The organism is Sphingopyxis sp., assembly GCF_965279755.1.
In the GTDB taxonomy this organism is placed as follows: Bacteria; Pseudomonadota; Alphaproteobacteria; order Sphingomonadales; family Sphingomonadaceae; genus Sphingopyxis.
On record NZ_OZ257261.1, the window covers coordinates 922031 to 935002 of the forward strand.

General features: G+C 64.8%; 11 protein-coding genes. 7 read left to right on the top strand and 4 right to left on the bottom strand.

The window, feature by feature from the left end:
* The first annotated feature begins 15 nt into the window (after positions 1–15).
* The 3 genes from ACQY80_RS04485 to ACQY80_RS04495 are packed head-to-tail and all read left to right on the top strand — an operon-like array spanning position 16 to position 2470.
* Entirely contained in the window at positions 16–1560 is a 1545-nt protein-coding gene (locus ACQY80_RS04485) for a M20/M25/M40 family metallo-hydrolase (RefSeq protein WP_428684055.1), read from the top strand.
* A gap of 14 nt (positions 1561–1574) precedes the next feature.
* On the top strand, positions 1575–2009 hold the full coding sequence (locus ACQY80_RS04490) for a hypothetical protein (protein WP_428684057.1): 435 nt from the start codon (positions 1575–1577) through the stop codon (positions 2007–2009).
* Positions 2006–2470 carry a VOC family protein gene (locus ACQY80_RS04495; RefSeq protein WP_428684059.1) on the top strand — a complete coding sequence of 155 codons (465 nt, stop codon included), beginning with the start codon at positions 2006–2008 and terminating at the stop codon, positions 2468–2470. The genes ACQY80_RS04490 and ACQY80_RS04495 overlap by 4 nt, the downstream gene beginning before the upstream one ends.
* Here ACQY80_RS04495 and ACQY80_RS04500 read toward each other — a convergent pair.
* Positions 2467–3645, bottom strand: coding sequence for a DUF481 domain-containing protein (locus ACQY80_RS04500; protein ID WP_428684061.1), 1179 nt, complete (start codon positions 3643–3645; stop codon positions 2467–2469). The two genes, ACQY80_RS04495 and ACQY80_RS04500, sit on opposite strands and share 4 nt — an antisense overlap.
* Before the next feature lie 126 nt (positions 3646–3771).
* Here ACQY80_RS04500 and ACQY80_RS04505 point away from each other — a divergent pair, with 126 nt between their 5' ends.
* A complete protein-coding gene (locus ACQY80_RS04505) occupies positions 3772–4047 on the top strand; it encodes a hypothetical protein (RefSeq protein ID WP_428684063.1) in 276 nt (91 codons plus the stop codon).
* Positions 4048–4067: 20 nt separating this feature from the next.
* On the opposite strand, the gene ACQY80_RS04510 is transcribed toward ACQY80_RS04505, so the two are convergent.
* From ACQY80_RS04510 to ACQY80_RS04520, 3 genes are read right to left on the bottom strand one after another with little or no spacing between them, the layout of a single operon-like run.
* Positions 4068–5012 (bottom strand): TraB/GumN family protein, encoded by a 945-nt coding sequence (locus ACQY80_RS04510; protein ID WP_428684065.1) that lies wholly within the window; start codon positions 5010–5012, stop codon positions 4068–4070.
* 14 nt (positions 5013–5026) lie between these two features.
* Positions 5027–6163, bottom strand: coding sequence for an MBL fold metallo-hydrolase (locus ACQY80_RS04515; protein ID WP_428684067.1), 1137 nt, complete (start codon positions 6161–6163; stop codon positions 5027–5029).
* Positions 6164–6167: 4 nt separating this feature from the next.
* Positions 6168–6800 carry a cell cycle transcriptional regulator TrcR gene (locus ACQY80_RS04520; protein WP_428685744.1) on the bottom strand — a complete coding sequence of 211 codons (633 nt, stop codon included), beginning with the start codon at positions 6798–6800 and terminating at the stop codon, positions 6168–6170.
* A gap of 333 nt (positions 6801–7133) precedes the next feature.
* Here ACQY80_RS04520 and clpA point away from each other — a divergent pair, with 333 nt between their 5' ends.
* From clpA to ACQY80_RS04535, 3 genes are all read left to right on the top strand, one after another.
* The gene (gene clpA, locus ACQY80_RS04525) at positions 7134–9470 is read left to right on the top strand and encodes an ATP-dependent Clp protease ATP-binding subunit ClpA (protein ID WP_428684069.1); all 2337 of its coding nucleotides are present in this window, start codon (positions 7134–7136) and stop codon (positions 9468–9470) included.
* A 172-nt stretch (positions 9471–9642) separates the two neighbouring features.
* Positions 9643–10482: a type I methionyl aminopeptidase gene (gene map / locus ACQY80_RS04530; RefSeq protein WP_428684071.1), complete on the top strand. Its 840-nt coding sequence runs from the start codon at positions 9643–9645 to the stop codon at positions 10480–10482.
* A 90-nt stretch (positions 10483–10572) separates the two neighbouring features.
* Positions 10573–12759, top strand: coding sequence for a PQQ-dependent dehydrogenase, methanol/ethanol family (locus tag ACQY80_RS04535; RefSeq protein ID WP_428684073.1), 2187 nt, complete (start codon positions 10573–10575; stop codon positions 12757–12759).
* Positions 12760–12972: the final 213 nt, after the last annotated feature.

The following is a 12972-nucleotide window of genomic DNA, read 5'->3' on the forward strand; positions in this document are numbered from 1 at the left end:
AAAAGGGGAATCAGGATGCGCGAGGAATATCAGGCGTTCCGGACGATGCTCGAGCGGCGCGGGGTGCTGCGCGGCGCAGCGATGCTCGGCGCGGGAGCAGCGATACTCAGCCCCCTGCCCGCGCTCGCGGCGAGCAGCCAGAGCGCGGCGATCCGCAAGGCGGCCGAAGCGGGCAAGGAAGCCTCGGTCAAGCGGCTGCGCGACTGGATCGCGCTCCCCTCGATCGCCGCCGAGAACCGCAACATGGCGGAGGGCGCGGCCTATATGGCCGATCTGGCGCGCGACGCCGGCTTCACCAATGTCGAGATCGTCCCGACCGACGGCCATCCCGGCGTCTTCGGCACGATCGACGTCGGTGCCAAACGCACCCTCGGCATCTATTTCATGTATGACGTGAAGCAGTTCGACCCCGCCGAATGGTCGTCGCCTCCGCTGGAGGGCAGGATGGTCGACAAACCCGGTTTCGGCCTGTCGATGGTCGGCCGCGGCGCAGTCAACCAGAAGGGCCCCGAAGCCGCCTTCCTCGCCGCGCTGCACGCGATCCGCGCCGCAAAGGCGACGCTGCCGGTCAATATCGTGCTGATCTGCGAGGGTGAGGAAGAAATCGGTTCGCCGCATTTCCGTCAGGTCGCGACCAAGCCCAATGTTCTTGCGGCGCTGAAGAAATGCGAGGGCATCTTCATTCCCTTCCCCTCGCAGGATCAGACCGGCGCGGTCGACGTCAATCTGGGATCGAAGGGCATCATCGAACTCGAACTGGTCGCGAGCGGCGAGAAATGGGGCCGCGGGCCGAAGGGCGACGTACATTCGAGCCTGAAGGCGATGGTCGATTCGCCCGCCTGGCGGCTGGTGCAGGCACTCCAGACGCTCGTCACCCCCGACGGCAACAAGCCGGCGATCGAAGGCTGGTTCGAAAATGTCCGCCCGCTGACCGAGCGCGAGAAATCGCTGATCCGCGCCGCCGCAGCAGCAGGCGACGAGGCCGAGCAGAAGAAGGCGCTGGGCGTCACGCACTGGATCAACAATCTCAGCTACGACGACGCGCTGATCCGCCTTGCGCAGGAGCCGACGGTCAATATCGAGGGCCTCGTCGCGGGCTATACCGGCCCCGGCGGCAAGACCGTGCTGCCCGGCCGCGCGGTCGCCAAGCTCGACCTGCGGCTTGTCCCCAACCAGACGCGCGCCGAGGCCGAGAAGAAGCTGCGCGCGCACCTCGACAAGCATGGATTCACCGACGTCGAGGTCAATGTGTCGGGCGGCTATGACCCGACCGAGGTCGCCGAGGACAGCATGCTGATCCGGACCGAGCTTGCGACCTATAAAAAGCTGGGCGTCCCGGCGCACATCAACGCGCGCCTCGCGGGAAGCTGGCCGGGCGCGACCTTCACCGCGCCGCCGGTGTCGATCGCGGCGGGGCATTTCGGGATCGGCCACGGCGCCGGCGCGCACGCCCCGAACGAATATTATCTGATCGATTCGACTAATCCCAAGGTCGCGGGGCTGGTCGACGCGACGATGGGCTTTGCCGAATTTCTCTACACGCTGGCGGCGATGAAATGAAAATGGGGGACTATATGAAGAGCATCGGGCACCTCGTGGCGATCGCCGCGCTTGGCTTTGGCATCGCATCGGCACCAGCCGCATCGGCGCGCGACCGGATTGCCGACATGCTCGCCGCGAAATCGGCGATGCAGGGCAAGAAGCTGAAGAAAACCATCGAAAAGGCCGAAGCGTATCCGCTGGGCAGCAAGGAAAATCCGGTGCGCGTCGAAATGCCGCAGGGTCAGATGGCCTATCTTGCCTCGCTGCGCTGCACCGACGGCAAGCCGCCGCAGTTCAAGCGCATCGGCAATTACGGCCTTGGCGTGTACGACAATATCATCGATGGCTATGATGTGCGTTGCGAAGGCAGCGAGCCCGCCAGTTCGACCATCTTCATGGACATGTATCATGCGGGCCATGTCGAGACCCGGCCGGTCCCGGGCTTCACCATCGGCAACGAGGGATGACGGGCGACCTCAACGGCGTCGCGCATGTGATCCTGACCGCAGGCGATTTCGCGCGCTCGACGGCCTTCTGGCGCGACGTCATCGCGTACCTCGATCTCAAGCTCGTTCTCGACAGCGAGCATATGCTCTATGGCGTCGGCGGCCGCACCGCGATCGGCATTCGCACGCCCAGCCCCGAAAATGCCGGCAAGCGTTTCGATCAGGGCGCGCCTGGCCTGCATCACGCCTGTTTCCGGATGCGCGACCGCGCCGCCGTCGATGCCATCCATGATTTCCTGAAAAGCCGGAGCGACATCCACATCGTCCACGCCCCGCAGGAAGAGCCATGGGCGCCCGGCTATTATTCGATCCTGTTCGAAGACCCCGACGGAATCCGCATCGAGTTCAACCATGTCCCCGGCGCCGGCCTGCTCGTCGACGGGGAGGAGATCGGCGGGGCCGACGCGTTCGACGGCAGCTAAAATCCGTAAACGAGCGTGAAGCGCGTGAGCGTGTCGACATTCTCGATCCCCGGCGGCGGGTTGGTGTCGAGCTCGGCGGAATAGGAAAAGCGAGCCGACAGCCCGCCGATCAGCTTTGCGTTGAGCGCGGTCAGCGAACTGGCCGCGGTGTTGCGCTCGCCGATCGTCGTCGAGGCGACCTGCGTCAGCTTGAGCGTCGGCGACAGGGCCCAGCCGAAATCGAGCCCCGCAAGCCCGGTCAGTTCGCTTTCGCTCTGCCCGCGACCGGGGAGATAATCGGTCTCGCGCCATGCTGGCCCGGCTTTCAGGCTGAGCGTCATCGCCTTGCCCGCGACGAACCGGTAACCGAAGCCGGCCGACGCGTTCCAGCGGTTGCCGAACCCCAGAACCCGGTCGCGTTCCCAGCGCCCGAGACCGAAAGCGAAGGCGCGATCACTGACCTTTATCTGCGGCTCATATTCGACCAGATAGCGCTCCATCGACGTGCTGCCGTTGGTGCGCTGATAATCGGCCTGCGCGCGGAAGCGCTGGTCCCAGTCGATCCCCTTGCGGTTCAGCGCCAGACCGAGGCTGAGCCCCGCCGACCTGGTGTTGCCGCTGCTCTGGGAGGCCCCGATCTGCCCCTCACCCTTCCAGTTCTGCCAGAATTTCGCGGCCGCCAGCTTCGCGCGCGCCGCGTCGGCCTCCGCCTTCTTCTCTGCCGCCCGCCTGGCGCGATAGTCGGTCAGCATCGTGTCGATGTCGGCAATACGGTCGGGATTCGTCTTCTTCGCCAGCGCGCCCACCGCCTCGACATCGCCGTCCTTCTTGCTCGCCATGGCGGCGGCAAGCATCTGATGGATCGGGTCGGTATCGGCACCGCCCTTGTTCTGCGCCTGCCAGACGGCGAGAATCGCCTCGATCTCGCCAATCGATTTGGGATTGGTCGCCTTCGCGAGCGACACCACGGTTTCAACGTCCTTGCGCTCGCCGCTCGCGATCGCCGCGTCGATCATCGCGCGCACCGGATCGGGCAGGGGCAGGGTCTCGGGTTCGAGCGGCATCGTCGCCAGCGGAATGACCAGCGACGGCAGCGTCAAATCGGAAACGGCAGCCTGCGCCGGCTGGATACTACCCACGAAGAGGACAGGGGCGGCCAACAGGCTGGGCGCGATGAAGCGGGGGAGAGGTCTCACCGAATGGATCCTTCGCTGGGGCGGGGTTTCGTTCGATCGGCCTGCGGATCGATATCGCGCGGCACGCGGGCCTTATAGACGCAATTTTGCTGGCAATTCCACCCCATACGCTCCATTTGCAGCGCCATGTGGATTACGATCATCGCTATTTTCGGTGCGGGCATCGCGAATTTCGCGATGCACCGCGCTTTCATGGAAAGCGACGATCCGCTGATTCAGCAGATGGTGCGTCCGCTTGCCGAAAAGGTCGGGCCGAACATCACCTATGTCTTCGAATTCCTGTTGCTGGTCGGCGCGATGGCGATCGCGACGCGCAACTGGTTCACCGGCCTGCTGCTCTATGGTCTCTACACCATCTTCAACGCGATGGCGTTCAGCTGGGTGATGCACCGCCCGCGCTAGGGTCAGGATCCCGGCGCGCGCTACCAAGCCGGCCCGCTGATCGGCAGCCCCTTGCGATCGAGCTGATCGAGGACGCCGTCCTTTTCGGCCAGCACGCGAAGCGGCACGACGGCCAGCGTCACGCCCGGCTGCGTCGCCGCTCTATCGATCGCGCTTACCCATTGCTGGCGGATCTCGGGCCCAAAGCCATCGTTCGTCCAAGGCCAGCAGCGGCCGAGCGCTTCCTCAAGCGGGTTCGCCATCACCGCGCGGACATCGAACTCGGTCCACGCCTTGCCGCGCGCCGTTACGACATCGGGGCCCACCTCGGTCGCGGTCATCGCCGCCGCCAGACACGGGATATGCGTTTCGGGCGCCGCGGCGAAGAGATTGTCGAGCATGTCCTCGCCGCGCACTTCACCGACGGGCTGCATCGGGATTTTCGACTGGCGCGCGGCCTTGCGCACGATGTCCGACGCATCGTCGGCGGTGTCCTTGGTGAAGGACAGCCGCTTCGACAGCAGATCGAACGCGGTCATCAGGAAGTTGGACCGCGCATAATCCTGATCGAACCGCGCTTCGAGCGCGCGCAGCCGCGTCAGCTGGGCGGCATCCAGATAATCGGCGGCAACCTTGCCCTTCGGCAGTTTCGTGAGCCCGCCGCCCTTGAAGATCAGCCGCAATATGTCGCCGGGCGAAACCTTTGCCTTGGTGCCGAGGATGACGCGCTGCGCCCGGTCGGTCGCGCCTTCGAGCCGTTCGGGACGCCAGGGCGTCGCTTTCGGCACCGCCGCGATCTCGCCGACGAGGATGACGGTGCCGGCCGAGGTTTCGATCGTCCACATCGGCGCGCCCGAGCGCCGCGCGATGACGACAATCTCGTCATTCGCATCGGCCGCCGTCGCATCCTGTTCCTGCGCGGCCACCCCCGGCGCCAGCGTCAGCGCGGCCGCCAGCAGCAGCGTCGCAAGACCTGTCGTTTTCACGCGATACCCCCCGCTCACGCGACGCCGTGATACCACCACACGCCGTCGCGATCTTCCTTGCGGACGCGTCCTTCAACCTCGAGCCGCTTCAGATGCGCGAAAGCCTCGCCGGTCGCGAGCCCCTGATTATGCCCGCCGATCGGACGATTGAAGAGCAAGGGAAAGCTGTCGACCGCGCGCAGCGGTGCCTTGGCGGCGGCTTCGGCTAGATTGTAGAGCCGCATGCGATGCTCGTCGCGGAGCGCCATCAGGCGGACGTGCAGACCCTTGAACGGTTCGCCATGCGCGGGACAGGTGACGACGTCGGCGGGGATGGTCGCGAGCAGCTTGTCGATCGACGCGAGCCATTCGCCCAAGGGATCAGCGTCGGGCTCGGTGATGTTGACCGACACGTTCGAGCTGATCCGCGGCAGGACCTGATCGCCCGAGACGAGCACGCCCTCCTTCTCGTTCCACAGGCACGCATGTTCGGGGCTGTGCCCCGAACCGGTGACGACGCGCCACTGATGCTTGCCGAAATCGAGCCGCTCGCCGTCGCTCATGCGGACATAGCTGCGCGGCAGCGCGAAGATCATGCGCTGGAACATGTTCCAGCCGCGCGTCCTCTGTTCCTCGATCGCCGCCTCTTCCCACCCTGCGGCGCGCGACTGGGCGAGCACTTCGTCGGGGGCGGTGTCGCTCGAATCGGCAACGATCGCGCGCGCAGTCAGCATCTCGCCGCGCGTCATCCACAGCTTCACGCCCTGTTTCTTGGCGATCCAGCCCGCGAGGCCGATATGGTCGGGGTGCAGATGCGTGCCAAACACGCGCGTGATGCGCTGGCCCGCAAGCGCGCCGGCATAGAGCGCCTTCCACGCGTCCGAACAGATCGTCAGGCAGATGCCGGTATCGACGACCGCGACGCCCTCGCCCGCCTCGTCGGCGTCGTCGAGCAGCCAGCTGTTGATATGGCCGAGCGACCCCGGCATCGGCAGCCGCGCCCAGCTGATCCCGTCGGCGATACGGATCGTCTCGCCCGCACCGGGGGCGGCCTCGCCCCACGGATAGGTGAGCCCGGCGTGGCTCGTCGCGGTAAAGCTGTCGTCCTGCGTCAGCGACGCGTCCGGCGAGCCGCTGGCCGCCGGGATATTGTCGTCGTCGCCGCTCGCCACGGCGTCAGGCTTCGCCCACCGACTGCTCTTCGGCCGCACGCGCTTCGGCGGCCGCGGTGCGCTCGGCGCGCAGCTCTTCGAGCAGCGCTTCGCGGTCGCCCTCGAAACGGCTGTCCTCGGGGGCCTTGATGCCCGCCTTCTTGGCCGCCTTGGCAACCAGCGCGTCAAGTTCGCGCTGCGAGCAGAGGCCAAGCGTCACCGGATCCTTGGGAACGATATTCGAGCTGTTCCAGTGGCTGCGGTCGCGGATCGCGCCGATGGTATTGCGGGTGGTGCCGATCAGCTTGCCGATCGCACCGTCCGAAACCTCGGGGTGATTCTTCAGGATCCAGGCGATGCCGTCGGGCTTGTCCTGGCGCTTCGAAACGGGGGTGTAGCGCGGGCCGCGGGTGCGGCGGATCGTGTCCTGCGCCTGCTTGCTCATCTTGAGCTTGTAGTTCGGGTCGTTCTGACCCTTCTCGATTTCTTCCATCGACAGCTCGTGCGCGCGCACCGGGTCGCGGCCGGTATATTTGGTCGCGGCAGTCTCGTCGGCGATCGCCTGGACTTCGAGGATGTGGATGCCGCAATAGTCGGCGATCTGGACGAAGGTGAGGCCGGTATTGTCGACCAGCCAGGCGGCGGTCGCGTGCGGCATCAGCGGGGTTGCATCGGCATTGGCCATGACTGCTCTCCAAAAGCGCAAATAATAAGGGCCGCCCCTCGCGGGGCGGCCGGACATTGGGGGCGGCTATATGCCGGATCGGCAAATGGGGCAAGTGCGGGGATTTTGCTTTCGGGACAACCCGCAATTCGGGGCGGGAGGCCCGAACCATGATTTCTCAACACGTCATTAACCATGAATCAATCCTGTCATCGTAATTTCACACACGCCTCCGCTTTTCCCTTGCGGTGGGGCGGCGGCATCGCCACGTTGTCTTTCTAAGGGGGCCGCTCTCCCCGGCCTGGTCCCCGCAAGGAGATGAAGACCATGCCGTCCTTTTCGGAAAGCCTCGAAAAGACCCTCCATAACGCTTTGAAGGCCGCTTCGGAGCGTCACCACGAATATGCGACGCTCGAGCATCTGCTCTACGCGCTGATCGACGACGATCATGCCGCCGAAGTGATGCGCGCCTGCGGCGTTGCGCTCGACGACCTGCAATCGGCGGTCGTCCATTATCTCGACACCGAACTCGACAGCCTGAAGGTCGAGGGGCACAGCGACCCCTCCCCGACATCGGGCTTCCAGCGCGTCGTCCAGCGTGCGATCCTGCACGTCCAGTCTTCGGGCAAGGATGAGGTGACGGGCGCCAACGTCCTCGTCGCGCTCTTCTCCGAACGCGAATCCTATGCCGTCTATTTCCTGCAGCAGCAGGATCTGACGCGTCTCGACGCGGTCTCCTACCTCAGCCACGGCGTCGGCAAGGGCGGCAAGCCCTCGCCGCAGGCCGAGCCTGAGGAAAAGGAAGAGGCGAAGGACAAGAGCGAGGGCAAGTCCAAGAAGGAAACCGCGCTCGACCAGTTCACCGTCAATCTCAACGAAAAGGCGAAGACCGGCAAGGTCGACCCGCTGATCGGCCGCACCGCCGAGGTCGACCGCACGATCCAGATCCTCTGCCGCCGCAGCAAGAACAACCCGCTCTATGTGGGCGATCCCGGCGTCGGCAAGACCGCGATCGCCGAAGGCCTCGCGCGCAAGATCATCGAGGGCGACGTGCCCGAGGTGCTGCTGCCCGCAGTCATCTATTCGCTCGACATGGGCGCGCTGCTCGCGGGCACGCGCTATCGCGGCGATTTCGAGGAGCGGCTGAAACAGGTTGTCACCGAACTCGAAGGGCTGCCGCACGCGATCCTGTTCATCGACGAGATTCACACGGTGATCGGCGCCGGCGCCACAAGTGGCGGCGCGATGGACGCGTCGAACCTCCTGAAGCCTGCCCTCTCAGGCGGCGTCATCCGTTGCATCGGCTCGACGACGTACAAGGAGTTCCGCAACCATTTCGAAAAGGACCGCGCGCTGCTGCGCCGGTTCCAGAAGATCGACGTGGTCGAACCGACGCTGGAAGACACGAAAAAGATCCTCGCCGGCCTGCGCAGCGCGTTCGAAGCACATCACCAGGTGCGTTATACGCAGGACGCGATCAACGCCGCGGTCGACCTGTCGGCGCGCTACATCAACGACCGCAAATTGCCCGACAAGGCGATCGACGTGATCGATGAAGTCGGCGCGATGCAGATGCTCGTCGCCCCGTCGAAGCGCAAGAAGACGATCACCGCCAAGGAGATCGAGGCGGTGATCGCGACGATGGCCCGCATCCCGCCCAAGTCGGTGTCGAGCGACGACAAGAAGACGCTCGAAACGCTCGAGACCGATCTGAAGCGCGTTGTCTTCGGTCAGAACACCGCGATCGAGGTGCTGTCGTCGGCGATCAAGCTGTCGCGCGCTGGCCTTCGCGATCTCGAGAAGCCGATCGGCAACTACCTCTTTTCCGGTCCGACCGGCGTCGGCAAGACCGAGGTGGCGAAGCAGCTCGCATCGATCATGGGCATCCCGCTCCAGCGCTTCGACATGTCCGAATATATGGAGCGGCACAGCGTGTCGCGCCTGATCGGTGCGCCTCCGGGCTATGTCGGCTATGATCAGGGCGGCCTGCTGACCGATGCGATCGACCAGAACCCGCACTGCGTGCTGCTGCTCGACGAAATCGAAAAGGCGCACCCTGACCTGTTCAACATCCTGCTGCAGGTGATGGACAACGGCCGCCTGACCGACCACCACGGCAAGACCGTCGACTTCCGCAACGTCATCCTGATCATGACGACCAATGCGGGCGCGAGCGACATGACCCGCGAGTCGATCGGTTTCGGCAACACGACGCGCGAGGATGTGCAGGAAGAGGCGGTGAAGCGCATGTTCACCCCCGAATTCCGTAACCGCCTCGATGCGATCGTGCCCTTCGGCTATCTGCCGCCCGAGGTTGTGGCGCGCGTCGTCGACAAGTTCATCCTGCAACTCGAACTGCAGCTTGCCGACCGCAATGTCCACATCCAGCTCGACGACGCGGCGCGCGAATGGCTGACCGGCAAGGGGTACGACAAGCTTTATGGCGCGCGTCCGATGGGCCGCCTGATCCAGGAAAAGATCAAGCAGCCGCTTGCCGAGGAGCTGCTCTTCGGCAAGCTAGTCCATGGCGGCGAGGTCAAGGTGAAGATGAAGGAGGGCGAGGACGCCAAGGTCGGCAACCCGCTGACCTTCGAAATCACCCCCGCGGCGCCAAAGGCCGCGAAGGGCAAGGCAAAGGCCAAGCCCGAGAAGGCGGCGGAGTAAGCCAGCCAGCTCCCCTCCCGCTTGCGGGAGGGGCAGCGAGACTTGCGGGCTTGCCCGCTAGTCGCAGCGGGGTGGGCCCGGCAACGGTGCTTGCCCACCCCAAACCCCTCCCGCAAGCGGGAGGGGCTTACCGCCCTCGCAATCCGGCGCAAGATAGCCTATATCCTTATCCATGTACGACTATGTCTCCGTAACCGCCGACGAAACGTCGACCCCCGCCCGCGTTCGCGATGGAACGATCAAGCTGCATGACGAGGCCGGCTTTGCCGGGATGCGCAAGGCGGGCCGGCTGTCGGCCGAAATTCTCGACGCGCTTGTCCCCTTCGTTCAGCCCGGCGTGACCACCGGCGCGATCGACGATCTGGTCCGCACGATGATGATCGAGGGCGGCGGCATTCCCGCGACGCTTGGCTATCGCGGCTTCACGCACAGCTGCTGCACCAGCATCAATCATGTTGTCTGCCACGGCATTCCCGATGACAAGCCGGTGCGCGAGGGCGACATCGTCAACATCGACGTCACGACGATCATCGACGGCTGGCACGGCGACACCAGCCGCATGTATCTGGTCGGCGACGTGCCGATCAAGGCAAAGCGGCTGGTCGACATCACCTATGAATGCCTGATGCTCGGCATCGAACAGGCGAAGCCCGGCAACACGATGGGCGACGTCGCGCATGCGATCCAGAGCCACGCCGAGCGCCACCGCTATTCGGTCGTCCGCGATTTCTGCGGCCACGGCCTTGGCCAGATGTTCCACGACGCCCCCGAGGTCGTCCACGCCGGTCGCCCCGGCACCGGCCCCGAACTCCGCCCCGGCATGTTTTTCACCATCGAGCCGATGATCAACACCGGCAAATATGCGGTGAAGATGCTAGCCGACGGCTGGACCGCGGTGACCCGCGACCGCTCGCTTTCGGCGCAGTTCGAGCACAGCATCGGCATCACCGAAACCGGCTGCGAGATTTTCACCGCCAGCCCCAAGGGCCTGAACGCCCCCCCCTGGCAGTAGCACCAGCCCCCCATTTTCCTGCTTGCGCCAGCGATACTTCCAGCGCAGTCTTGACGTTAACGTCAAGCATAGGCGTCGGGAGAATATGGGATGGCGAAACGGGTCTTTTCGGTCGCGCTACTGGGCTGCGCGGCACTGGCACTGGCGGCGTGTAACGCGTCGAAGAATGACAGCATCTCGGGCGGCGGATCACTCGACGATGCCGAAAAGGCCAGCGAGGCCCTGCTCAAGACCGGCGGCAACGGCGATAACTGGGCCGGCATCGGTTACGGTTATGACGAACAGCGCTTCAGCCCGCTCACCGACATCAACGACAAGAATGTCGGCACTCTCGGCATCGCCTGGTTCGCCGACCTCGAGGATGCGCGCGGACAGGAGGCCACGCCCGTCGTCGTCGACGGCACGCTCTATGTCAGCCACGCCTGGTCCAAAGTCGATGCATGGGACGCCGCGACCGGCAAGAAGCTCTGGTCTTTCGATCCCAAGGTTCCCGGCGAGCGCGCGGTCAGCGCCTGTTGCGACGTCGTCAATCGCGGCGTCGCGGTGTGGGGTGACAAGCTGTTCGTCGGCACGCTCGACGGCCGCCTGATCGCGCTCGACAAAAAGACCGGCAAGGAGCTGTGGTCGACACAGACCTTCGACGCCTCTAAGCCCTATACGATCACCGGTGCGCCGCGCGTCGTGAAGGATATGGTGCTGATCGGCAACGGCGGCGCCGAGTTCGGCGTGCGCGGCTATGTCACCGCCTATGACGCCGACACCGGCAAGGAACGCTGGCGCTTCTACACCGCCCCCAACCCCGAGAAGAAGAAGGACGGCGCGGCCAGCGACGACATCTTCGCATCGAAAGGCAATGCGACCTGGTCCGACAAGGGCGAATGGAAGGTCTCCGGCGGCGGCGGCACCGTCTGGGACGCGATTGTTTACGACAAGGATCTCGACCAGATCTACCTCGGCGTCGGCAACGGCAATCCGTGGAACCATGGCGAGCGATCGAACGGCGAAGGCGACAACTGGTTCCTCTCGTCGGTCGTCGCGCTCGATGCATCGACCGGCGCCTATAAATGGCATTATCAGGAAACGCCCGGCGAGACGTGGGACTATACCGCCACCCAGCCGATCATCCTCGCCGAGCAGGCGGTGGACGGCAAACCGACCAAGGTGCTGTACCACGCGCCGAAGAACGGCTTCTTCTTCACCATCGACCGCATCAGCGGCAAGCTGATCGACGCCAAACCCTTCGTCGACGGGATCAACTGGGCCACCGGCTATGACATGGCGACCGGTCGCCCGATCGAAAATCCCGAATCGCGTTTCTACAAGACCGGCAAGCCCTTCATCGCGATCCCCGGCGCGCTCGGCGCGCATAACTGGCATCCGATGAGCTACAATCCCGCGACCGGCCTCGTCTATATTCCGGCGCAGCAGATCCCGCAGGGCTATCTCCAGGACATGGACGAGCTCGACAAGCGCAAGGTGCTGGGCTTCAACGTCGGCACCTCGCTCAACAAGACGATGCTTCCCGACGACAAGGCGGCGTTCAAGGCCGCGATCGCAGCAACGACCGGACGCCTTGTCGCCTTCGACCCGCGCACCGGCAAGGTCGCATGGGGGGTCGATTATCCCGCCGCATGGAACGGCGGGACAATGACCACCGCGGGCAATCTGGTCTTCCAGGGGACAAGTACCGGCCGCTTCCGCGCCTATACCGCCGACACCGGCAAGCAATTGCTCGACCTAGACATGCAGTCGGGGATCGTCAGCGCGCCATCGACCTTCCGCGTCGGCGGCGTCCAGTACATCGCGTTCCAGACCGGCAAGGGCGGGGCTTTCCCGCTCGTCGCCGGCGTCGCCGGCGGCGTGACGCGCAAGCTTCCCAATCTGCCGCGCCTCGTCGTGCTCAAGGTCGGCGGAACGGTGAAGCTGCCCGCTCCGCCCGCGACGACGACGCTTGCGTGGAACCCGCCGCCGCAGTTCGGGACGCCCGCACAGATCGCGACAGGTAAGGCGCATTTCGGGCGCTATTGCATCGTCTGTCACGGCGACAGCGCGATCGGCAACGGCTTCACGCCGGACCTTCGCGTCTCGGGGGCGCTGTCGAACACCGATGCGTGGAAATCGGTGATCCTCGACGGGGCGCTGAAGGATCGCGGCATGGTCAGCTTTGCACGCGTTCTGACCCCCGCCGACGTCGAGGCGATTCGCGCCTATGTCATCGACCGGTCGAACTGGACCAAGGCCAATCTGGCCGACACGGCGGCGCCGATGGGACGCTGATGGAGGCCGACAGACTCGTCATTGCGAGGAGCGCAGCGACGAAGCAATCTCCGGCCATCGTCGTCGAATAATGATAGCTGGAGATTGCTTCGCTTCGCTCGCAATGACGGATCCTCATCGATTGCCTATATTTTAATCAGAGATTCCACGCCGTTGCCCACCTCTTGGGCAGCGGCGCAATTTCCTGTCACAAATCTTGCCGAATGCTTGCGA